Genomic DNA, 22,251 nt, shown 5'->3' with positions numbered 1-22,251 from the left:
AAGCAAGCGCGAGACCACTATTCAGCAAGTAGGTATTCGCGCGCCATGGTGCGGGCGCGATGGAGCCGGCTTTTTGTCGCTGGTACCGTTGCGCCCATACGCTCCGCGATTTCGGCGATGGTCAGTTCTTCGAAGTCCCTTAACAGGAGCACGTCGCGATAGTCCACAGGCAACGATTCCAACGCATCGACCAGTTCCCAGATGAACGGCCCAAAGCCGTCCTCTTAACTGAACCGGAGACGAACATGCACACCCGCTGCCAGTTCCTTTAGCAGCTCCTGCGTGCGCCTCACGGCCTGTGTGCGCTCATACGGTGTGGTCATGTGCAGCCTCCAGCACTTTGATGGCAACAGCGACAATGTCATCCGTCATTCGAACGGGAATGGGGCCGAGGTCGATTCGTGGTTGTGTGCTACGCACTCGCGCATTTGCGGCTCCGTCCGCAACGGCAATATCAATACGCCATGTTGTCAGCACGTGAGGGCCGGAAGTGGTCTGCTGCACCGCTAATATCGTTATGTCGTCAGACACGGGAAACGGTCCCCGAACATACCTTGAGCGCAGCGCTGCAATGCACTGCTCCCATGCCGACCCCTCGAACTGGATGGCCCGCCCCTCACAGACCGGCACGGGACGGGGGGTTTGCTGCTGCCAAAACGTGTCCAACTTTGTTGCATATACGCGCACGCGCGTGTCCACGAGGGGTTCGGGTATTTCGTAGCTTTTGACGGTCATGGGTCTGCAACAAGTATGACCTCGCCGACTTCGTCTGCCTCGCTTGCATCAGCCCACGGCGGCAGCCATAGCACAACGGAGTCGAGGTCAGCTTCTTGAAGGCGGTGCAAAATGTCGCGGACTCTCACTGTTTGTTCCCATTTCGCTGGTATTCGCCGCTTCGCTCATAAATGACAATCCGCGTTCCGAGAGAGATTCGCCGCGTAATGCGACGACGCCCGGTATCCACCACTGCAAGCATTGGTACCTGAGTCGTTTTTCCTGCGTTGTAGTCGCGAGCCAGCTTGCCATGAGCGATATTGATTTCTAGCTTCCGGAAAACTTCCGCTGCTATCTCCTCGAACGTGGCGGCCGGCGCAAGCTCGTGTGTGAATTTGTTAAGCCGCGTTTTGACGTAAATCCCCACGCCGACTCGCACCAATCGTTTCGTCTTGACCAGATTGGACAAGACGCGGCTCAACTGCGCCGGACTGCCCAAGCCTGCCAGTTCGGAGCGAAGAATTACTACGCCCTTCCGCCGGGCAATTGAGCGCACAACACGGATTTCAAGTTTCATCGTGACTTGTCCGAGGTCAACCGGGGTATCGTTGGGCACTATCGTTACGGCCACGCGACCCTCTCGAGCAACGGACATCGATGCGTATCCCGGCGTCACGGCTCATCCCCGTGCATGCGAGCGAGTTTTGCTCGCAGCTCAGCTAGTACCACTGGAGCACTTATGCCCAGCACTTCGTGCGTGCGGACGAGTTTGTCTCCGCACCAGGAGGGCCAGTCGAGATAATCGTCGTCGAGTGCTATCCAATCGACGGGCTGTCGGCGTAGTACATCGGCCCATATTTGCATGCCGCGCAGTGTCTGCCGAAATGACTCTGGGTCCATGGAGCGGTGATACGTCGCCCCCACCACCCTTGCTCGCAGTTCAGGCGGCAGCTTGCGCGCAACTCTCGCAACGCCCTTATACACGCGTACCCATGATGTACTCAGCACAATCTTGACGTCGGGGTATGGCAGCAGCACGCGCTCCAGCAGTTCAGCGTGCTCAAAGAGTTCATGACCGGGTGGCGAGGCTATGTAAGGCCCTTTGTTTAGTCGCACCCAGACGTCTTCCGGATGAAGAACCCCATCAAAATCCAGGTACAACACCAGACCGCCGGTGTGACGAGGCGCACGTATGTCGAAAGTCGGTCCCGGAATTCCTGTCAACATTTGTACGCACCTGCTTTCTGCTGAATACACGCCAGTTCGCGCAGCGCCCTGCGTGCAAGTCGTCGGCGTTTGCGGAGATACGCTTCGGCTGTTACACGAAGCACGTACCGACGGCCGTGAACACGAAGAATTGGCCGCAGGACGTACGTACGCATCAGCCTGTGAACAACGTAGCTGGGACTTACATTGAGTAGCTGTGCAACCTCGGCGACTGATAACAAATCTCGCTTACCAGGTGGTAGGTGAGAGCAGCATCCGCAACTATCAAAGGACATGCATCGCTCTCCCATGTATCCGGCTGGCAATCCTGCACACGCTCTCGACGCTGAGTGCGGGCAGAGAGGGACCAGCGCGAACAGCCCTCCGTTGGCGGATGGAGCGCACACCTCTGTCTTTCATCGGCACCCTGCGAGCCATTCGTCGCCCTCACACTTCAATGACCAGTTGCGGTTCCCTTGCACAGGGGGACAACTATCTCGCGAGCCCCTAAGCAGCCGTGTCAATCACGCAGGCATCACGGAACTCTGGATTCTCGAACTCGAGTTGCTGTACGCTCATCACGGAATATCGGTTGCGAGCATAGCCACGCGGGTTCGCAACGACACGGCAATTGCCTACCCAATAGTCGAAGCTGTCATGCACGTGACCGTGAAACCAGTAGTCGGCCTGCTGAACCAGTTCGGTTAGGTCGCTTACGAAGGCCGTGTTCGTAATACCCTCGGCATATCTCGGGTGGACCGAAAGAGGATGCGGCCCGTGATGCGTGACGACCACCGTCTTGCCGTCGTAAGGGCGGCAGAGTTCCTCCTTTAACCAGGCACGGGAGAGTCGATGGTCTCGCAGCGCGTCTTCGGGCAGAAACCGCTCTCCGCTACGGGTCCGAATGACGCGGTGGTCGTGAAGGCAGCGTTGAGCGTTATCCAGTGCCTGAAGTTGCAGATGGTTGCCATGCAAACAATAGTCTGTCCACAGAGTACAACCCAGGAAACGCACCCCTCCGAAATCGACCACATCGCGTTCGAGAAAGCGTACAGACGTATTTCGAGCCTTATTCCTGATTTCCTCCTGCATTTCTTCCCAGCACTCGTGATATCCCTCGTGGTTTCCGGCTACATACAGGACGGGAACGGGCCAGTCTTTAAACAGGTTTATCGCGGAGCTGGCACGGTCGATGTCGCCCGCCAAAACGAGTACGTCGGCCTGGTGCGCGGGCTTAATCAACCGCTCCCCTGGGAACTGGCGTTCGAGAAACTCTAGATGAAGGTCGGAAGCGAGTTGAATACGCAAGGCTGCTCTCCCCGAGAGAATTAGCTGCGAAGCCGCGTGAGCACTGAAACCGCTCGAGCGTTAATGCGCGCGGCCAGATAAAAGGCATCGCCCACGGATGGCGCTGGAAGAAAGGGAGATGCGTCGGCTGTCCACTGAGCTAGTTTCTCGACCGCCGATTGCTCGGCTTCTGAGACATCCAATGCAGAAAGGCCAGCCTGAATCACCTTTACGTTCGGGTGCACCAGACCGTTCAACTTCAGACCGCGGGATTCAGCTATTTCGCATAGGCAAAAATATATGCACTCAAAGGCACACTTCATGCGCGTATGCATCGAGATTCGGCTGTCGTGCGCAGCACGGAGAAAGTCAGCGCTCATTGCCATGCGCGGCCGGTCGCGCTCAATCCGCGGACGCCGCCCGCGAATCAGACGCCCCAGCATCAGGCCGACGCACGCGCATCCCGCTGGTATCAAGAGCAGTAGCGCGAGATGTTTAACGTCATACCTACTCATCCGCTACCTCCCGGGGGAATTGGTGCACGTCCGTTGGCGGAAAACCACGCATGCAGCGTTTCAAGAATATGAAGCGTTGCCGACCCTGTCTCACCGGACATTCGTAAGGAGTGCGGGACCATCTCGACCTGGACGCCGCGCAAGTCATCGCCACGCGCTAGCCATGACCGGATGCCAGTGCCATCGCGCTCATCCATCGCCAACCAGTTAACCTAACATTCAATATACTTCGACAGGAATCCTAATCTGTAATCTTGAAATGCTTTCGTGCTGCGTAACGTCCAGTCAGGCAATAATTGTGGAAAAGTTAGCGCCGCCTGCAATTTCCCGAAGTCGAGAAAGCGTCAGCAAGCGCTTCTGGTCCTCAGGAAACCCGTCCACAGGGGTCAGGCGCACAATGAACGGCCATTCGGTGTCACGTGGAAAGGACTTTCTCAGTTTTGAACATTCGATATCAAAATCCCCCACGCTTACCTTGAGCCGCACATCTATGACGTTCGAAAGTCTCTCGAAGCGCAGTGCCTGCACCGGTGGAGGCACCACACATGCCTCTATTCCGTGTCGTTCCAGATAGCGCAAAATGTTGTAGGTTCGTTGTGTCCATCTGCCCAGCGCCCAGACAGCTCGATTGGGAAGTTCGCTAAGCCACTCAATGTGCCGTGCCATCTTTGCGACCAGTCCGTAGTAGTCGAACCGGATTTCTTTCGGCTCCTTCGAGGGATATCCGAGAGGAGCGTCGTACTCTTTTCGAGCAGCCATGATTACGGACTCAATGTTGTTTTCGGGCGGATAAAGCTCCCGCTCCAGGTCATAAGCCACCTCAGCCGCCTGCTTGAAGAGTTCCACCTCCGAGTGGATGGTTCTGCAAACACACATCCTCAGCGTTGTGCTTCGTGCCATGGTGTGCGGCACTATTGCGTCGATGTCCTTTGCTACTCTTTGCATCTCGGCAATGAGAGGCTCAACGATGAGTTTCAGCGGAGATATCAAGCCCCGCTCGATACTTAGGATAGGACTCGAAATCGGCACACGGGTTGGCGCAGCCTTTGCGCCACGTCGCCCCTTAGTAGCGGAACGCTCCAGTCTTCTTACGTTGAAGAGTTCATCAAAGTCCATAGTTGCCTCGGTGGTAGCGAAGCCGCCAAACACTCTCACACCGTCGACAACTGTCTCTCGGGTGGTTCTGGCGTGTCCGTAAAGCCACAGGTCGGCGGCATAACGATGACCTCTGAGCATAGAACGGACCTGGCTCATATCTTCCGCACGGGGGATTCGCTGACGTCCGTTTGGCATCGGCTCGAAATGTGTAACCACGACCGTTGGCCCCGCAAAATCTGTCGCCAGCTCGCTTGAAAGCCATGCCAACGCGCGCCGGTTCTCAACCAGGGAGACGACTGGATGCAGGCCGTGGTCGCCGGTCCGAACTTCTTCGTCAGGTCTGGTCCACCCATTTGCAAGGCAAAGCGCAGACGCATATTCAGCGTTGGAGGCGTCAGCCCACCACTTCGCCGAGCGTATCTCCCGGAATTCGTCGCGAGTTTTCGACGGCCAGTCGTGGATACCCACGCCTGAGACCTCTGGCGACGTCCAGAATGTCGCACCAAGAAACCGGACTCCAGCTAAAACGAGAGAGCGTCGGTCCAGGACATGGACCGTGGTATCCCGAGCGGCTTCACTGCCGACCTTGGCAACATCCAAGACATCCCGGCCGCAGTACTCTTCCACCCCCGGAACGTAAATGACCGGCTTGCCAATTTTAGAAAGCCGCTCGATGCCGGCTTCGATGTCGCCCAGACCGCCCGCCACGACGAGTACGTCGCAGTCGACGGAGTCCAGCGCGTGCAGGCGTTCGTCGGAACTGCCACCAGCAAGGAGTTGTATTCGCGGAAAAGGAGTCTCGCGGAATAGCGCCCAAAGGCCGGTCGTCGCTTCATCTACACCCAAGAGTCACCTCATGATTGTTACACCGCGAAACCATTGCAGCTCCGCGCCAACACTTTCGATGACTACAAGTTTAGGGGTTAACGAATGCAATGTAAACGCCTACACGTTATGTGACTACACGTTTTACGGCGACACGTTACATGCTGTAGACGTTTACCGTGTAGTCGTCAAAATCGCACCACTATCAGTTTTACGGTGGGAAGATGACACTGCAGGAGCGCTTCGCGCGCAACCTAAAACGCTGTCGGGAGGAGCTAGGCTGGTCTCAGGAGCAGCTTGGAAGCATGGTCGGCTCTGACCGGACGGGCATCAGCCGCCTGGAACGAAAAGCCGGGAAGATTACCCTGCAGCGCGCCGAAGCACTTGCGACTGCGATGGAAATGGACGTACGCATTTTGCTTGAGACGCCAGTAACCGCTTCCTTGCACCGTCGGCCTCCGGGCGACCAGACGTCGACAGCGCAAATCGGAGCGAAAGTTCTCGAACTCCGTACCGCTGAAGGCGTTTCACAAAAGACGCTTGCCGCACGCGTCGGCATTGACCGCAATCTCATCTCGCGCCTGGAAGCACCCGGCGAGAATCAATTGGCGCCAATCGAACTGTCCACTCTGGAAAAACTCGCGACTGCGCTTCGCGTCAAGCCGACGGACCTGTTGTAGCAAGCTGCGCGGCTTCAGTCTCGACAAGCCACTGCAGAACGACGTCTTGTCGCCAACGAAAAAGCTCTTGGTCGTAAAGCTCGGCGCGAGATGGAAGCAGCCAGGGGCGGTGTCTTGCTCGCATGGTGATTGTGCGGACTGACAGGCCGAGAAGTCCGGCGAGTTCGGAAGGGTCGAGATACGTGTAAGTTTGCGCGTGAATGGCTTTCATGCGCTTTGTAGCGCAACCGTTTTAGTCACAGCTGTATCACTAAGACCGAAAAACTTCCGGTCCGATTACCTCGCCGCTATCGCTCCATGCAAACTGGTCTTCGTCGTTGTGACTTCTGCTACATTTGGAGCGCCGAAATACCACGTCGGGCTGTGAACGCAAATAAGACTCGCCGTCGTGCTATAACAAGCATACGTTAGGGGACCGCCGTGCACATCGTAGCGCTTTGGGTCTACAACTTTCGAGGAATCCGCGAGCTCTCGTGGTGCCCTAACCAAGGTGTCAACTGTTTGATTGGCCCGGGCGATAGCTGCAAAACGACTATTCTCGACGCTATCGACCTCCTGCTCGCAGAAAGGCAAAACGTCACGTTCGACGACTTGGACTTCTACGATGCCAATCCAGCGAACAGCATCAGAATTGTTGCGGTCATCGCCCAACTTCCTCGCGACTATTTGCGCGATGACCGGTACGGCATGCTGCTCGCCGGCTGGAGCGCCGTAAAGCTCGAGTGGAAATCGGAGCCAGCGGAGAACGCGGGCTTCGCACCTGCCCTCATCCTGCAACTTGACGTCGACGATACGCTCGAGCCCGTATGGTCAATCTATGTTGGCAGCACCCCTGAAGACAAGTCCAAGCGAGTTCGCTTCGCTGACCGCAAAGAGATGGCTCCAGCACGCCTCGGAGCCTACGCGGACCGGCATCTCTCATGGGGCCGCCTGCGCAGTTGAACGACCTGTTGCGCTCCGCGCGTGACGCGTTCGCCGCCCAAAGTGCGGTGACCTTCAGTGAAATCATTGACGCCGTCTCGCCTGATATCAAAGGCTTGGGCGTTCAGGTGCGTGACAAGCTGACGGCGAATCTCGACCACACGAGCTTTTCGATGAACGCAAGCGGGGTTGCCTTGCATGACGGCAACGTGCCGTTTCGGTGCATGGGAACTGGCTCCGCACGTCTCGCAGTTGCAGCCCTCCAGAGCGCCGAGTCCGCACACCGCCACTTCCTGCTCGTCGATGAGATTGAGTACGGACTTGAGCCCCACCGAATCTCTCTGTTGGTGAGCCACCTGCGCACGCGAGTCGAAGCTAGTGGCCAAGTGTTTCTGACGACACACTCACCCAGTGTGCTACGCGAGGTGAGGTTCGGTGAGGTCTTCGTCTGTCGCAGGGATGCCACGGGAAGGGTTGAGGTCAAGGCTTCCGCAGCAACCGCCACCGCCCCCCTCGAAGCAAAGCGCTACGTTCGCGACCTGGGCGAAGCGTTGCTCACGAGGTCGGTGCTTGTCTGCGAGGGCCAGACAGAAGTCGCGCTTCTCAAGGGATACGCCGAAGGCACACATAGGCAGTTCCAGATGTTCGGCGCGACCGTCATTGATGGCGGGGGAGCCTCGGCACCAGCCGTCGCAATCCATTTCGCGTCTCTTGGTTATCGCACGGCCCTGCTAACCGACAGTGATGCCCCAATCCCACCTGGATTCGTTGCGTCGCTCAACCACAAGAATATTCCCCACTTCGAGTGGGGCGACGGACGTTGCACCGAAGAAGAACTTTTTATGGGAGCACCGCAGGACTTGCGTCCAAAACTACTGGAGTTGATTGCCGGCGAAATCGGGGAGCCGCGCGCGCTGGGAGAACTGTCCAGCGTGGTACGTCAGAAGCTTGAAACGCTGCAACAGGCATATGCGTACCTATCGGACAAGAATTGGCTTCGTCAGATAGGTAGGTTCGCACACAAGTCGAAGTGGATTAAGAAAGACTACGACCTGTGCTTCCGTATCGGCTCGAATCTAGCGACGCCCACGGTAGCTGCGGGAGCGCCTGCCCATTTGCCATGGCAACTCGACCAGATTTTCGGTTGGCTTTGCAGCAATGCTTGAACTGACCGTCCAGCAGATGCTCCGCTCTCGCGCTGGTGCGATTGAGGCGCCAGCGGGTACCGGCAAAACGGAGCAGATTGCCCTCGTCGCCGGCAATGGGCCGGGGAGGTGGCTCATTCTCACCCACACGGTCGCGGGCGTCGATGCCATTCGGCGTCGGTTGGTGAAACACAAGATACATCCGGACAAAGCCCAAGTCGAAACGCTGTCCGCATGGGCGCATCGATGGGCGCGAGCCTTTCCCAGAGGGTCGGGCTTGGCTGCGGACTGGTCGGCGTCGTCGCGGGAATGGGATGTTGTCATGGTCGCTGCGACGGCGTTGATTGACAGCTGCGCAGTGCAAAGCATACTCAGCGCGTCGTATAACGGCGTACTTGTGGACGAGTACCAAGACTGCACCGTCGCACACCATGGACTTGTGCGCGCGCTTTCGCGCCATTTGCCCTGCTACGTTTTCGGCGACCCCCTGCAGGCAATTTTTGGCTTTCGTCCGGGCATGCTGGCTAACTGGCATACAGACACCTTGACTGCATTCCCTCAGGCCGGCGTACTGAACACCCCTCAAAGATGGATTCGTGCCGGCAATTCTGCCCTTGGTGCGTGGCTAATCGGTCAGCGAGCGAACTTTCAGACCGGTATTTTCGATTTTCGCGGCGCACCGAGCTGCCTAGAATGGCAACCACGCGCCCCTAAACTCGCCGCCCAACAGCTCGCCGGCTCTTGCTCGATTCGGCCTCCGGACGGAGAGGCGCTAGCGATTATTCATTCGAGCGTCGATGAAGTGCGACGCGCAGACCTGGCCAAAGCCATCGGTGCGACTACAATTGAACCCATCGGGGGAAAAACCGAGCGCAGTTTTTACGAGAGCCTCAGAACTCAAAGCGGCATTGACCGAGTGAAGGCGGTGCTAGACCTCGTGGGGACAGCCTACGTCGGGGTTGAGTCTTCGAGCAAAAGGAAGCGCGTCGAATCATTGCTGGCAAATCCAACGCGCATCAAGAACCCTCCCACCGCCGCCGAACTCGCTTTGACCGGGGTGGCCGCAAACGGTTCGCTCGCAAGTGTCTTGGATGCAATTAGATGCATTGAGAACGAGACCGGTGTAACGACTGTGCGCCCAGAACTGGTCTACTGCATCAAGTCGGCACTGCAACTGTGCGCAGAGAATCCGTCTCTGCAACTCGATGATGCAGCGTTTCAGGTTGCAAACGCACGTCGTGAGAAAGGGCGAAACATACGCAATCGCTCAGTTGGCAGCACGCTATTGGTGAAAGGTCTTGAATTTGACCATGTCGTCATCACACCGGACGCGTGCGAGAACCGCCATCATTGGTATGTTGCTCTGACGCGAGGAACGAAGTCGGTTCGAGTGTTGGCGCCAAGCGTGAGCTTCAGCGTTTAACGATGCACACAGACGGTTCGACCAAGGTCATCTCGGACGTCAATGATACGCAGCCATGCTTCGACGACGTCCTGACGCCAGCGCAAAAGCTCCCTGTCAAGGAGCAGCGTCCGTGGCGGAAGCCGCCAAGGCGGCGTCTTGCTCGTAAGCTCACTGTTCGTGCGCTTTCGCCGAGAGGCTCTGCGAGTTCGAGTCAAGATATTGAGGCGGGGATTGTTTCAGTGAATTAGGTCGACAGAATTTCGGAAAGAATCATCCGTGATGGCGACCGTTTTTACTATTCAGAAAATTCTTAGTTTCCAGTAGTTTGGCGCGTCCGTCTTGCCGACTAGTTGGATGCAGTGTTTCTGAGACCTGTATGCCAAGAATTTTCACCGGATTGGATACATATGGCCGGCGGCCGAGTGGGAGACTCTCAACGGCAAGCCCACTAAGTTACGAATGGTGTACTCGGCGGGGTAAGGTCAGAGCGCGACACCGAAGTGTTGGGTTAGTGGAGCGACCTCCCCGCGAGAAGCGCGTCCTGAGCGTAACGAGCTGTCGATTCGTTCGTTGAAGGGAGAGAAGCTCTCTCCCCTGACCATCAACGCGGAATCGCGAGCAACTCAGCCCTGGGACCGCGGCTTGTCGCCCTTTTCCTTGTTACTTACAATGCTCATCGCTTTCATCCGTTGACCTTTCGTCGCCCGACGTAGCGGCCGACCATCGGGGTAGAAGCCCTCCATCGCCATATCAAATCTTATTAGCAGCTCAGCATTCGAAGTTGCCATGACGTCCAGCTTGTCCCGGAGTTCCGAATTCGCATTGCGCAAACGCGCGATTTCCTGTTTAAGAGTCTCCTTCTTAACCTCGGGGTCACCGGTCACAGCGAGGAGGATTGCACTTCGGGTCTCCGGAAACGGACAGTCGTCGTGGCCGATGAGCCTTCGCGAGTGCCCCGACTCGAGCGCAACGGTGGCGATGTTAATTCGAAGCTTACCGTCCGCCAGCCGGCCTTGAAGGTCTTCGTTCGTCGGCTCTCCCGCCTGCAAGCGTCGGAGAGCTACTATGAAATCCTTGGCGGTCTCGTTCCCGCCATCCAGTTCATCGTTCAATTTCCGCTCCATCGAACCATTTAATCACCTGTGCGGCCTGCTGTGCTCTCGCAAGATGGACGTGGTACTCATGTTCTCGCCCTTCCCCCTTAGCGGCTTCATGAGCCTTCGTGTATTGCTCAAGGCGCCGTTCCCAGAATTGTCTGTTGGAGCGGTCCGCTGCGAAGGCTCCACATCCGGCGCACATCCCGGGACTACGTACTGCATAATCGGGTGTCACATTCTCCCAGTTGGCGGTCCCGGTCTCCTGCCTGCATCTAGACTCAGATGGTTTGGCGGCGATGAGACACTTGCCATGGTCATTAAAGAAGATGCGGAGGTCATGAGAAATTACAACATGACGAATTCGCCCGTCGAGCTCGGCTGGGCTTTTGGCGTTCGTAAAGTCTTCTGAGCCAAAATACTGTTTGATGACCGGCGCCATGCGTCCGACAATCTTCTTGCCCTTCACGGCCTCCGTGAAGAACGCGATGGTGTCAGATATCGCGACGCTATCGACATCGTTTCTCATCCGGGCCTCTTGAGGATAGTAGGCCCGTTCGGTAGTCGCGACGTTCAGGTGCTTGAAGTGGTCCTTTACTGCAGGAAGTAGCGACGCACGACTCTCGAGCATGAATGCAGCGAATGTTTTGCGACCTTGGCGGGGCGTGACAATCGCTCCCTTCGATTCCCGGTATCTGATGAGATTCTCACCTCGGACACTTTCATCAGGAAGTGCCGACAAGTCGACCTCGTTTCTCATGAAGAACTTGAATGAATCATTCAGTGACCAGGTGGTCATGCTCACGACATATTCAGGTTTCGTCGGCAAACCGAATCCATACCGAAAGCCCACAAGCATTTCCGAGCGGTTTCCAAGCGCTCTCCAAGGCTCGAATACACGCTGCAACACGCTCAGACATTGCACGGTTAGAGGCAGCGACTTAGCTCCCGCAGGCCTGCAGCCAATGAGCCAGTCGTTCGCTTGCGGCTGGTCGAGCCCCTTGCTCAGCAGAGACCTCAAGTAAAATAACTCAAGTAGTCCAGATGTTGAACGCTTCATCAAAACGCACGACGGTAAGCCCGTTTCCTCGTCCATTCCCGCTTCTATTGCACACACTTCGCTTGGACGAATGCCTACCAAATATTGCAGAATAGTCATTGCCGCGTCTCGCAATCGGAATAGGTTGTAACGCATCGCAGTCGCGATTGATGGAGCGACTCCCTGGCCCTCGGAGGAGCTGTTAGGCGGAGTGTCGATTCTTTCCTCCAATGGGCCGCGCCACGGTAGACCGGTAGCAGGGTCCTTACTAAACTCGTAGCTGGCCAGCTCGCGCCGTGCGAGCAAGCGGGCACGCTCAAGCTGCACTCCGCGCGCAAGATGACGGTCAACTGCAGAAAGAAATATCTCTTGCACGGCCATCACGTCGAAGGCCCGGTGCTCCACCCAAGCGATTGCCGACCCTAGCAGTGGAAGTGCAACCTCATCCGGGAGGGGCGGTGTACTGTTGAACGTACGGGCTGTAACGGTCTTCAAAACTTTGCGAGCTTTGTCGCCGTTAAAAGGCACATCTTTGAGTACCCCAAACCCGCGTTCTTCGAGCCGATGATTTTGTGCATAAATCAAGTAAAAGAGCGTCACCCGAGCAATTACTTGATGGTAGGTTGCGCTGTCATCTGCCTTGTCGCACGCAAGCTCTTCTTCTGCTTCCTCGGCTTCGTTGACATCGTCGTCACTGGCCGTCGGCATGTCAGCAACATCAGTTAATGCCGTCCCGCCTGTCGCAGAGTCGCCGTCGTCATGCAACGCTAGCTCCGACTCATAGGCTTCCGCATCCGACGCGTTCCATTCATCTAACTCGTCGCATTCTCTTGTCTCAGTGTCGGCATCAAAATATGCACTCCCATGTGAAATTAGAAAAGGGAGCTCGTCTAGATAGCTGCGCAACGTCTCCGGTGTGAGGTCACCAAACGAGGTCAGGTCGTTGAAAACCATCCATCGAAAGAGACTCCGAAAAGCAGGGGAATACATCACCACGCTTGCGGGCTTAAGCGTTCGCCCGTACCATCCGCCGTTCTTCGTCATTCCCCAAATGACCTCGCGAAACGATTCCAGCAGCTCGAAATGCTGTGGGTCGGTAGACCAACTATTGTCTGGCAGCTCAAAGCGCCAACAGATGGTGTAAAAGGGATAGCCCGGATTCACGCTGTCTAGAAACCATGAGATGTCGGGCCACATTGACCGCGACGAAATTACAACGTGCTCTCGCGAGACGCCGTTGTGCGGCAAGTCTGGAATATTGATATGGCTGAGGTTCATTCAAGGGCTCCAATCGGCTCGAGTTCAAGGCGCGTCGCCGCGTCCTGCACGCTTTTATTCGTGAACAGCGGAATCCACCCGCTTTGCAACGTCTCAAGCGACTCTTGGAAGGCAGACTCCCATCGCTGCGGTGTTACGTAAAACCTTGCTGCCTTAATCTCATCAACGAGTTGGAAAAGGCGCGCCAGTGCATAGGCGGACATTAAGTCTACAAAGGCTAACGGACACGAGGGACATGCACCGAATCCTCGGCAGAGTCGGCCAGGCTGCTCACTAGGTAACGGCGAGTCGAACGGGTCGAAGCAGTTCCAGCCGGGCGTGGCCGCGAGGTTATCTGTGCATTCGGAAGCGCCTCGCATGTCAGGACGGCCACTGCGTTGTGCCCAGCGCTCTTGCGTAATCATGACTTGGACCAGCTTCTCTTCTCTCCGCCGTCTCGCTGCCGCACCTTCGTAGTGGCGTTCAACCGTTGCGGCGCTCTTTTGCCCCCCGGCTGCTTGGATGGCACGGATATCGTCGTCCCTGATGGCGCGTACGATATCCAGTCCTGTCGTACGCACTACGCCAAGAACGATAGGAGATAGGTTATGTTTCTCTGCAAAATTCCTGGCGGCCGCATTCCACGCCGAATCCGAACTTTTTCCATCATATTTGGCAGAAAAAAAGCCACGAACCTCCTGATGATGCGACACAAAAAGGAACGAGTGCCCGTTGTGTTCCCCCGCGAGTGGTCGGATAGACGCCGTCCAGCGAGCCATGACCTCATGGAGCCGATTAGGCGAAAGTGGGTCATCTTCTTGAAGCGCGAAACTGCGCCGGTAGGTGTACGGCCCTCTGCCTTTCTCGATATCAAAGACTACGCGAGGGGTGCCTAGAACGTCGACAATTTGCCTCGCGCCTTCTTGAAGAGCGAAAAGAGGAGAACTATTTGAAAATGTGCGTATTGCATGCATCAACGCAAACACGAAGGCGTCGTAGGCGCTGGGATAAAACGCTCGCGAAATCGTTCTCTTGCCGTACGTGTGATAAACGGCAGCAGCCAGTTGTCTGTCGCGGGCTGCTAACTCTTCTTGGAGAGGAACCACGAAGGAGTTCCCGTACTGGGAACGCAGCCAGCACAAGACGGCGCGGACATCCCGGAACTTCGTTCGGTCCGAGCATGTTTCGTCTGGCAGAACGATAAGGCCCGAGTCCAGGAAGTCCCAGATTGGCTGCATCGTTGAGACTATCTCAGTAATCTCGCTCCTACAAGCATTTACGAGCTGTTGCCAGCTTATATCGTCGAGCCGTTCCTTCGCGTTACTGAATTGAGCCGAATCTGGAAACGAATGATTTGGAGGAGCCCTCTCGCCCCGTGGAAGCAGGCCCTTCGTGCCGGCCCGTTCCAGCCCTTCGAATAAACCCTGCAGCGCAGACAAGTACCTGCGCCCCGTATTTGGAGACCAATTCTTTGGATTGGACTTAATCCAATCCACGAACTCCGTTACGAGGTCAGAGTCGAACTGTTGAATTGTGACGCCAGTGCGACCTGTCTCCTTAAGAAAAGCAATAATGCCGTTCTTCAGTTGGCCGACGAAAGCCCTGTATCCTAGCTTAGACGCGTGTCCCGGGTCGTTTGACCAGCGTACGTAACCAGAAATAAAATATGGTTCGAGCGCCAAGGTCTTGACCTCATGCGCCAACTTATTTAGAGAGGCTTGAAAGAGTTCCAGATTATCTGGATTCCCGGTAAAACTTGCGAAAGAATCTTCCAAAACAACTTCCGCACTTCCATCGGCCAGCACCTTTCTTTGCTGATTGGAAAGCTGAGCGTACAGTAGCGACTCCGTTTTATATGGCATTTAGATACTCTTCATAGGCGTCAGAAACAGAGGCTTCAAATTCTGGAGCGCCTCGGAGATATATGTCTAGTGTCGTTGACAGAAATTTGTGGCCTAAACATGCTGAGATATCAAGCCACGGTTCTGTTATGCCATTTGCTTTGAGGGTGTAATACGTCCACACAGCAAATGTATGGCGCAGGTCGTGGAAAACGAACAGCGGAACACTTTTCAGTCGGTCTTTTTTTACGATACCTGAGGGGCCCCACGAAATATCTTGGATGGTTTCCAATGAATACAGACCGCTGCGAATGCAGGCCGCTGAAAAGGCGCGCTCCAATGAGCGGACAGACACGACCTTTCCTCCGAAACGCGGGATACTTGCAGGGTTGAGGAGCAAATAATCTGAGTCGACTCCGCCTGTCTCCGTGACGATATGTGCGCGCTCGCCTTGCGCATAAGCTTTCAGGTCGAGCAGCAACTCACCGGGAAACTTGGCTGTTCTCTGGACGCCACCTTTCCCTAAAATTTTAATTGGATACCGCTTCAGTGGATTGATGGGCCCACTCCAAAGGTTTCTGAACTTTGAGAGCTTCAATTCACGAACCTCAGAAATCCTCAATCCAGCAGAAATTGCGATATTGCAAGCCAACCAATCTCGAGAACTCTTCGGAGATTCTGTAGTCCACTTTGCCGGCTCTGAGCCAAGCTCTTTGAATAGGCTACTTGCCTGCTTTTTTTGTAACACAGAAACGGGGCGATTTTCTTCCGCGCTCTTCTTGAAGCGCTTCTTTTTTTCTACCGCGATTTTCAGAAGTCCGTTTTCCGGCGTGTCAGCCACAACAAGCTTTTTCTGTCTTCCCCACGCATAGAAAGATTCGAGCGCTGTCTTGCGGCGATTTTTTGTCTCCGCCGCGTACGCTTTCCCGGTCTGCGGGGATACCATATTTAATATTTCGAAGTAACTATCGAGATTGAAAGGAGTTACTTGGGTCCAAGTCAACCCAAACTCTTCCAGATACATCAACCATTGCTTAATGTCGAAGCAATAAGCAAGAGCAGTGTTTAGTACAAAGCCGGAACTACGCGCTTTCAAAAACGTGTCGTATAGAAAGAGAAGAATTGGCTCGCAGATGGTCCCGGTACGCTCATCGACGACAATAGGGAAGCCATCTGGAAGAATTCTGCTTGCCAGTGATTCAATTGGCGAAGGCATTTCAGTGGGGCATTTCGCGCGACGAATAACCCACTCTGCCAGCTCTTCGTCAAGGTGGTCAAAGGCCGAAACTAAATTGCTCATTGGACAGTTCCCGATTATTTACGGCGCATTATGAACAGCGGACTACGCATGTCAATTCGCAGACCTAGTGATTCACCCGGAATCCATAGTGATTCACCGGGGTTTTTCTCGCGGCGTCGCCTAATCGTTGTTTTTTGTCTTCGCGAGGTATTTAGCGATTCAGCACGACGCAGCGCTATTCGGACCACCTGAGTGCGCACTGAAGCAGAACGCCAGGCTGCGCTTATGCTTCTCAGCGCATGCGGAATAGAAGGAAAGGACCGGTCTACAACAGGGATAGGGGCGCCGCCTAGCGGCGGCGAACACCAAAGAAAATAGACCCCAACAAGACCGTCAGGTCTGGGGGTGTCCCCACAATATTCATGCTTGATGTGTCGCGCACACTTGAACGCTCCTGACCGTCTCACACGGTCAGTGAACACTTCTAATGTCGCATAACGTGTTCGCAACCGCGATACGGATTCAGCGACACGCCAAACGGAATGTCCGGCGACGCATTGCGGGTGAGAATGGTTTTGGCCTGCTCTTCGAATACCTGCGTGCGCAAGACCTTCGGCCCGCCGTCATCCTCGCTGGACGCCAGCCAGCCGTCGTCGACCGCTTCGCGCTGGTCGACTTCATAGCGACCCTGCAGGTTCGTCACCGCGCCACGCCCTTTGCGAGGCGCTGGCGGAGCGATCGGAAATTCTGTGTCGGGACGGTTCACGGCTCGGGCTGGCGGAAAACAACAACGGAGAAAAATGGCACAGAACACCTGTATAAATATACAGTGTTTACGCCTTTTGTCGAGCCCGTCGTCCCCTCCCGTGCCGCTCAATCACCAACCGCGATGGTCAGCGTTTCCTTGATCTCTTCCATCACGACATAGCTCTTCGACTGCACCGCGCCGGGCAGCTGTAACAGGATGTCGCCGAGCAGCTTCCGGTAGTCGGCCATTTCGCCGATGCGCGCCTTGATCAGGTAGTCGAAATCGCCCGAAACGAGGTGGCACTCCAGCACCTCGGGGATCTTCTGCACCTCGCGGCGGAACTGGTCGAACATGTTGCCGCTTTTGTGATCGAGGGAGATTTCGACGAACACCAGCAGCGCCGCGCCCAGTTCCGCCGGATTCACGCGCGCGTGATAGCCGGTGATCACGCCGTCACGCTCCATCCGCTTAACCCGCTCGATGCACGGCGTGACCGACAGCCCGACCTGCTCGGCGAGGTCTTTCATGGCCATGCGACCCTCCTCCTGCAGCAGCCGCAGGATCTTGTGATCGAGCTTGTCGAGGGCGCGAACCGGATGACGCTGTGTACGCATGATGTTTTTGCTGAAAATCTTGAAAATATAATAACAAAACCTACCAGACTGTTAATAGTATAGCGGTTAAGACTGGGCGAACCGCGTTACACCTCGTTAATCGAACGAATTCCAACGAATCGACGAGCGCACCGCCCTCCAAACCTTTCCGGAGCAACTATGCGAGTCGTCGTTTTGGGCAGTGGCGTGGTCGGGGTAACGAGCGCCTATTATCTGGCGCGTGCCGGTCACGAAGTGACCGTGATCGATCGCGAGGCGGGCCCGGCGCTCGAAACCAGTTTTGCCAATGCCGGCCAGATTTCGCCGGGCTATGCGTCGCCCTGGGCAGCGCCTGGCGTGCCGCTGAAGGCGGTCAAGTGGATGTTCCAGAAGCATGCGCCGCTCGCGATCCGCCTCGACGGCACGCAATTCCAGCTGCAATGGATGTGGCAGATGCTGCAGAACTGCACGGCATCGCGCTATGCGGTGAACAAGGGCCGCATGGTCCGCCTCGCCGAATACAGCCGCGATTGTCTGCAAGCGCTGCGCGCCGAAACCGGCATCCAGTACGAAGGCCGCACCGGCGGCACGCTGCAGGTGTTCCGCACCCAGCAACAATTCGACGGCGCCGCGAAAGACATCGCGGTGCTGAAAGACGCCAACGTGCCGTACGAACTGCTGTCGGCCGCCGAACTGGCGCAGGCCGAACCGGCGCTCGCCGCAGTCTCGCACAAACTGACGGGCGGCCTGCGTCTGCCGGGCGACGAAACCGGCGACTGCCAGATGTTCACCACGCGCCTCGCCGCGCTGGCCGAGCAACTGGGCGTCAAATTCCGCTACAACACGCCGATCGACGCACTCGCGATGGCGGGCGAGCGCATCGCCGGCGTGCAGTGCGGCGGCGAACTGGTGCGCGCGGATTCGTTCGTTGTCGCGCTCGGCTCGTATTCGACCCAATTCATGTCCGGCCTCGTGAAGATTCCGGTCTATCCGCTCAAGGGCTATTCGATCACCGCGCCGATCGTCAACGCAGCGGCGGCGCCGGTGTCGACCGTGCTCGACGAAACCTACAAGATCGCGATTACGCGCTTCGACGACCGGATTCGAGTCGGCGGCATGGCGGAGATCGTCGGCTTCGACAAGTCGTTGCGCCAGGCGCGCCGCGAAACGCTGGAGTTGTGCGTGAACGACCTGTTCCCGGGCGGCGGCGATACGTCGAAGGCGACCTTCTGGACCGGCCTGCGTCCGATGACGCCGGACGGCACGCCAATCGTCGGCCGTACGCCCGTGTCGAACCTGTTCCTGAATACGGGCCACGGCACGCTCGGCTGGACGATGTCGTGCGGCTCGGGTCAGTTGCTGGCCGACGTGATGTCGGGCAAGCAGCCGGCGATCAAGGCGGACGACCTGTCGGTGCATCGCTATCTCGGCGAAAGCGCCGAAGCGCATCGTCCGGCTTATGCCTGAGCTTTAACGCTTCGCGAGCGGTTGAGCCGGTTTGCGCAAGTTCGTTATTGCACAGAGACCGGCCTGACAAAAAGCAAACGGCGCCCGAAAGGGCGCCGTTTGCTTTTTACACACGAGCTTTCGCTACATCGCGCGGGACAAGTAACGCATCAGAACTGATCTTCCGACAACGCGAGCACGCCCTCGCCGCCCTTCGCGCTAACGATCGACGCTTCCAGCGCCGACGCTTGCGGCAACACATGCTCGGCGAAAAACTGCGCGGTCGCGATCTTGGCGCCATAGAACGACGGATCTTCGTCGCGCTTCCCAGCAGCCACGAGCAACGCACGCGCCATCTGCCAGCCGCCCAGCACGATGCCCGCAAGCTTCAGATACGGCACGCTGCCGGCGAACACCGCATTCGGGTCGCTCTTCGTGTTGGCAACAACGAAATCGACCGCCGCGCTCAGCGAGCGATGCCCTTGCGCCAGATACTTCTTCATCGATTCGAACGCGGGGGCTTGCTGTGCGCCGAGCGCTCCGAGGGTTTCAGCCACGCCGGCCAGCAGCGACTTCGCCACCGCGCCGCCGTCGCGCACTGTCTTGCGACCGATCAGATCGTTCGCCTGGATCGCGGTCGTGCCTTCGTAGATCGGCAGGATGCGCGCGTCGCGATAGTATTGCGCGGCGCCGGTCTCTTCGATGAAGCCCATGCCGCCGTGCACTTGCACGCCGAGGCTGGTCACGTCGATCGACAACTCCGTGCTCCAGCCCTTCACGATCGGCACGAGGAATTCGTAGATCGCCTGATGCCCGGCACGCGTCGCTTCATCAGGATGACGATGCGCGATGTCGCAATGCGCAGCGGCAACATAGGCGAGCGCGCGCGACGCTTCGGTCAGCGAACGCATGGTCGACAGCATACGGCGCACGTCCGGGTGCTGAATGATCGCCACCGACTGTTTCGCGGAGCCATCCACGGGGCGGCTCTGCACGCGGTCTTTCGCGTACGCGACGGCCTTCTGATACGCGCGATCCGACACGGCGACGCCCTGCATGCCCACGGCAAAACGCGCCGCGTTCATCATGATGAACATGTATTCGAGGCCGCGATTCTCTTCGCCGATCAGATGACCGATTGCGCCGCCGTGGTCGCCGAATTGCAGCACCGCGGTCGGACTCGCCTTGATGCCGAGCTTATGTTCGATCGACACGCAATGCACGTCGTTGCGCTCGCCGAGCGAACCGCCTTCGTTGACGAGAAACTTCGGCACGATGAAAAGCGAAATGCCCTTCACGCCTTCCGGCGCGCTCGGCGTACGGGCCAACACGAGATGGGCGATGTTCTTCGCCATATCGTGCTCGCCCCACGTGATGAAAATCTTCGTGCCGAACAGCTTGAACGAGCCGTCGCCTTGCGGCTCGGCGCGCGTGCGCACCAGCGCGAGATCGGAACCGGCCTGCGGCTCGGTCAGGTTCATCGTGCCGGTCCACTCGCCGGAAATCAGCTTCGGCACGTAGGTTTGCTTTTGCGCTTCGGTGCCTGCGGTGAGCAGCGCTTCGATCGCGCCGTCGGTCAGGAGCGGACACAGCGCGAACGACAGGTTCGACGCGTTGAGCATTTCGACGCACGGCGTGGCGATCAGCTTCGGCAATCCCTGGCCTTCGTAGTCGACCGGGTGTTGCACGCCTTGCCAGCCGCCTTCCGCGAACTGGCGAAAAGCTTCCTTGAAACCCGGCGTCGCGGTAACCACGCCGTCCTTCCAACTGCTCGGATTGCGATCGCCTTCGACGTTCAGCGGCGCCAGCACTTCGCCACACAGTTTCGCCGACTCTTCGAGCACGGCTTGCGCCGTGTCGAGGTTCGCGTCTTCGAAGCCCGGCAAGCTGGCGATGTCGTCGAGACCGGCCAGTTCTTTCATCACGAACAGCATGTCTTTGATAGGCGCCGTGTAGCTCATGTCAGTTCTCCTCCTGCCTTTGATATAAAAAGGGCGCTGGACTTGGATAGGTCCCGCGCCCTTCGTTTGCTGCCAGACGCCTTTTTACGGGGCGTCGCGGTGGTTAGCCGAGCTCGTTGACGAGCTCCGGCACGATCGTGAACAGATCGCCCACCAGACCATAATCGGCGACGCTGAAAATCGGCGCTTCCGGGTCCTTGTTGATCGCCACGATCACCTTCGAGTCCTTCATGCCGGCCAGATGCTGGATCGCCCCCGAGATGCCGACCGCGACGTACAGTTGCGGCGCGACGATCTTGCCGGTCTGGCCGACCTGATAGTCGTTCGGCACGAAGCCCGCATCGACCGCCGCGCGCGATGCGCCGAGCGCCGCGTTCAGCTTGTCGGCGAGCGGCTCCAGCACCTTCGTGTAGTTCTCGCCATTGCCCAGACCGCGGCCACCCGAGACGATGATCTTCGCCGACGTCAGCTCCGGACGGTCCAGCTTCGTCACTTCACGGCTGACGAACTGCGAGATGCCGCTGTCTGCTGCCGCTTCGATCTTTTCGACCGTTGCGCTGCCGCCTTCTGCTGCGACCGCATCGAAACCGGTGGTGCGCACCGTGATCACCTTGATCGGGTCAGCGGACTGCACCGTGGCGATCGCGTTGCCTGCGTAGATCGGGCGTTCGAACGTGTCGGCCGAATCCACTGCCGTGATGTCGCTGATCTGCGCGACGTCGAGCTTTGCCGCGATACGCGGCGCGATGTTCTTGCCGTAGGCGGTCGCCGGCGCGAGGATGTGCGTGTAGTTCTCCGCCGGGTCTTGCACAAGCGTCAGCACCGTCGCTTCGACGTTCTCCGCGAGGCCCGCTGCGAGTTGCGGCGCATCGGCCAGCAACACCTTGCTGACGCCTGCGATCTTTGCTGCCGCATCAGCCGCAGCCTGCGCGTTGTGACCCGCCACCAGCACGTGAATGTCGCCGCCGATCTTCTGCGCCGCTGCAATCGTGTTCAGCGTCGCGGCCTTGATCGACGCGTTGTCGTGTTCCGCAATTACCAGATTCGTCATTTCGTCCGTCTCCTTACAGCACCTTGGCTTCGGTCTTCAGCTTTTCGACCAGCGTCTTCACGTCCGGCACCATCACACCGGCGGAGCGCTTCGGCGGCTCAGCGACCTTCAGCGTCTTCAGGCGCGGTGCCACGTCAACACCCAGGTCTTCCGGCTTGATGACTTCCAGCGGCTTCTTCTTCGCC

General features: G+C 57.4%; 17 protein-coding genes and 3 pseudogenes. 5 read left to right on the top strand and 15 right to left on the bottom strand.

All coding sequences use genetic code 11. From position 1 onward, the window contains the following. Nucleotides 1–17 precede the first annotated feature (17 nt). The 6 genes and pseudogenes from DLM46_RS32940 to DLM46_RS32905 all read right to left on the bottom strand — a co-directional run. A pseudogene (locus DLM46_RS32940) lies at nt 18–197 on the bottom strand (RNA polymerase sigma factor); the annotation flags it as partial. Nucleotides 198–859: 662 nt separating this feature from the next. After that, nucleotides 860–1,291 carry a DUF6088 family protein gene (locus DLM46_RS32930; RefSeq protein ID WP_115108080.1) on the bottom strand — a complete coding sequence of 144 codons (432 nt, stop codon included), beginning with the start codon at nt 1,289–1,291 and terminating at the stop codon, nt 860–862. Nucleotides 1,292–1,386: 95 nt separating this feature from the next. After that, entirely contained in the window at nt 1,387–1,941 is a 555-nt protein-coding gene (locus DLM46_RS32925; protein WP_115107971.1) for an HAD domain-containing protein, read from the bottom strand. Continuing rightward, nucleotides 1,935–2,216, bottom strand: a complete 282-nt coding sequence (locus DLM46_RS41370) for a helix-turn-helix domain-containing protein (protein ID WP_165848106.1) — start codon at nt 2,214–2,216, stop codon at nt 1,935–1,937. Before DLM46_RS41370 ends, DLM46_RS32925 begins: the two co-directional genes overlap by 7 nt. Before the next feature lie 211 nt (nt 2,217–2,427). After that, nucleotides 2,428–3,228 carry a metallophosphoesterase gene (locus tag DLM46_RS32915; protein ID WP_115107965.1) on the bottom strand — a complete coding sequence of 267 codons (801 nt, stop codon included), beginning with the start codon at nt 3,226–3,228 and terminating at the stop codon, nt 2,428–2,430. 779 nt (nt 3,229–4,007) lie between these two features. Further along, nucleotides 4,008–5,666 (bottom strand): metallophosphoesterase family protein, encoded by a 1,659-nt coding sequence (locus tag DLM46_RS32905; protein ID WP_115107961.1) that lies wholly within the window; start codon nt 5,664–5,666, stop codon nt 4,008–4,010. Nucleotides 5,667–5,869: 203 nt separating this feature from the next. Here DLM46_RS32905 and DLM46_RS32900 point away from each other — a divergent pair, with 203 nt between their 5' ends. The 4 genes from DLM46_RS32900 to DLM46_RS32885 all read left to right on the top strand — a co-directional run bounded on the left by DLM46_RS32900 (nt 5,870) and on the right by DLM46_RS32885 (nt 9,814). Further along, nucleotides 5,870–6,325: a helix-turn-helix domain-containing protein gene (locus tag DLM46_RS32900; protein ID WP_115107958.1), complete on the top strand. Its 456-nt coding sequence runs from the start codon at nt 5,870–5,872 to the stop codon at nt 6,323–6,325. Nucleotides 6,326–6,745: 420 nt separating this feature from the next. After that, complete coding sequence (locus tag DLM46_RS32895; RefSeq protein ID WP_133300417.1) at nt 6,746–7,267, top strand: ATP-dependent nuclease; 522 nt, start codon at nt 6,746–6,748, stop codon at nt 7,265–7,267. Beyond that, nucleotides 7,264–8,412, top strand: a complete 1,149-nt coding sequence (locus DLM46_RS32890) for an ATP-dependent nuclease (RefSeq protein ID WP_208866369.1) — start codon at nt 7,264–7,266, stop codon at nt 8,410–8,412. Before DLM46_RS32895 ends, DLM46_RS32890 begins: the two co-directional genes overlap by 4 nt. Then, a complete protein-coding gene (locus tag DLM46_RS32885) occupies nt 8,405–9,814 on the top strand; it encodes a UvrD-helicase domain-containing protein (protein ID WP_115107951.1) in 1,410 nt (469 codons plus the stop codon). Before DLM46_RS32890 ends, DLM46_RS32885 begins: the two co-directional genes overlap by 8 nt. Nucleotides 9,815–10,419: 605 nt before the next feature. On the opposite strand, the gene DLM46_RS32880 is transcribed toward DLM46_RS32885, so the two are convergent. From DLM46_RS32880 to DLM46_RS32855, 6 genes and pseudogenes are all read right to left on the bottom strand, one after another. Then, nucleotides 10,420–10,908: a hypothetical protein gene (locus DLM46_RS32880; protein ID WP_133300416.1), complete on the bottom strand. Its 489-nt coding sequence runs from the start codon at nt 10,906–10,908 to the stop codon at nt 10,420–10,422. Then, complete coding sequence (locus tag DLM46_RS32875) at nt 10,898–13,207, bottom strand: site-specific integrase (RefSeq protein WP_133300415.1); 2,310 nt, start codon at nt 13,205–13,207, stop codon at nt 10,898–10,900. The genes DLM46_RS32880 and DLM46_RS32875 overlap by 11 nt, the downstream gene beginning before the upstream one ends. Further along, nucleotides 13,204–15,048: a hypothetical protein gene (locus DLM46_RS32870; RefSeq protein ID WP_115107944.1), complete on the bottom strand. Its 1,845-nt coding sequence runs from the start codon at nt 15,046–15,048 to the stop codon at nt 13,204–13,206. The genes DLM46_RS32875 and DLM46_RS32870 overlap by 4 nt, the downstream gene beginning before the upstream one ends. Next, nucleotides 15,038–16,327 (bottom strand): tyrosine-type recombinase/integrase, encoded by a 1,290-nt coding sequence (locus DLM46_RS32865; protein WP_115107942.1) that lies wholly within the window; start codon nt 16,325–16,327, stop codon nt 15,038–15,040. The genes DLM46_RS32870 and DLM46_RS32865 overlap by 11 nt, the downstream gene beginning before the upstream one ends. Before the next feature lie 439 nt (nt 16,328–16,766). Continuing rightward, nucleotides 16,767–17,033 (bottom strand): annotated as a pseudogene (locus DLM46_RS32860) (PA0069 family radical SAM protein); the annotation flags it as partial. Nucleotides 17,034–17,140: 107 nt separating this feature from the next. Continuing rightward, entirely contained in the window at nt 17,141–17,629 is a 489-nt protein-coding gene (locus DLM46_RS32855; RefSeq protein ID WP_115107939.1) for an Lrp/AsnC ligand binding domain-containing protein, read from the bottom strand. 159 nt (nt 17,630–17,788) lie between these two features. Between DLM46_RS32855 and DLM46_RS32850 the strand changes: the two genes are divergently transcribed. Continuing rightward, nucleotides 17,789–19,075 carry a D-amino acid dehydrogenase gene (locus tag DLM46_RS32850; RefSeq protein WP_115107937.1) on the top strand — a complete coding sequence of 429 codons (1,287 nt, stop codon included), beginning with the start codon at nt 17,789–17,791 and terminating at the stop codon, nt 19,073–19,075. A gap of 149 nt (nt 19,076–19,224) precedes the next feature. On the opposite strand, the gene DLM46_RS32845 is transcribed toward DLM46_RS32850, so the two are convergent. The 3 genes and pseudogenes from DLM46_RS32845 to DLM46_RS32835 all read right to left on the bottom strand — a co-directional run. Next, nucleotides 19,225–21,015, bottom strand: coding sequence for an acyl-CoA dehydrogenase (locus DLM46_RS32845; RefSeq protein WP_115107934.1), 1,791 nt, complete (start codon nt 21,013–21,015; stop codon nt 19,225–19,227). 103 nt (nt 21,016–21,118) lie between these two features. Further along, the gene (locus tag DLM46_RS32840; RefSeq protein WP_115107933.1) at nt 21,119–22,066 is read right to left on the bottom strand and encodes an electron transfer flavoprotein subunit alpha/FixB family protein; all 948 of its coding nucleotides are present in this window, start codon (nt 22,064–22,066) and stop codon (nt 21,119–21,121) included. Nucleotides 22,067–22,079: 13 nt separating this feature from the next. Further along, nucleotides 22,080–22,251 (bottom strand): annotated as a pseudogene (locus DLM46_RS32835) (electron transfer flavoprotein subunit beta/FixA family protein); the annotation flags it as partial.

The organism is Paraburkholderia lacunae, assembly GCF_003353175.1.
GTDB classification, from domain to species: domain Bacteria; phylum Pseudomonadota; class Gammaproteobacteria; order Burkholderiales; family Burkholderiaceae; genus Paraburkholderia; species Paraburkholderia lacunae.
Note: the sequence above shows the minus strand (reverse complement) of the source record. Positions and strands in the feature narration are given on the sequence as shown.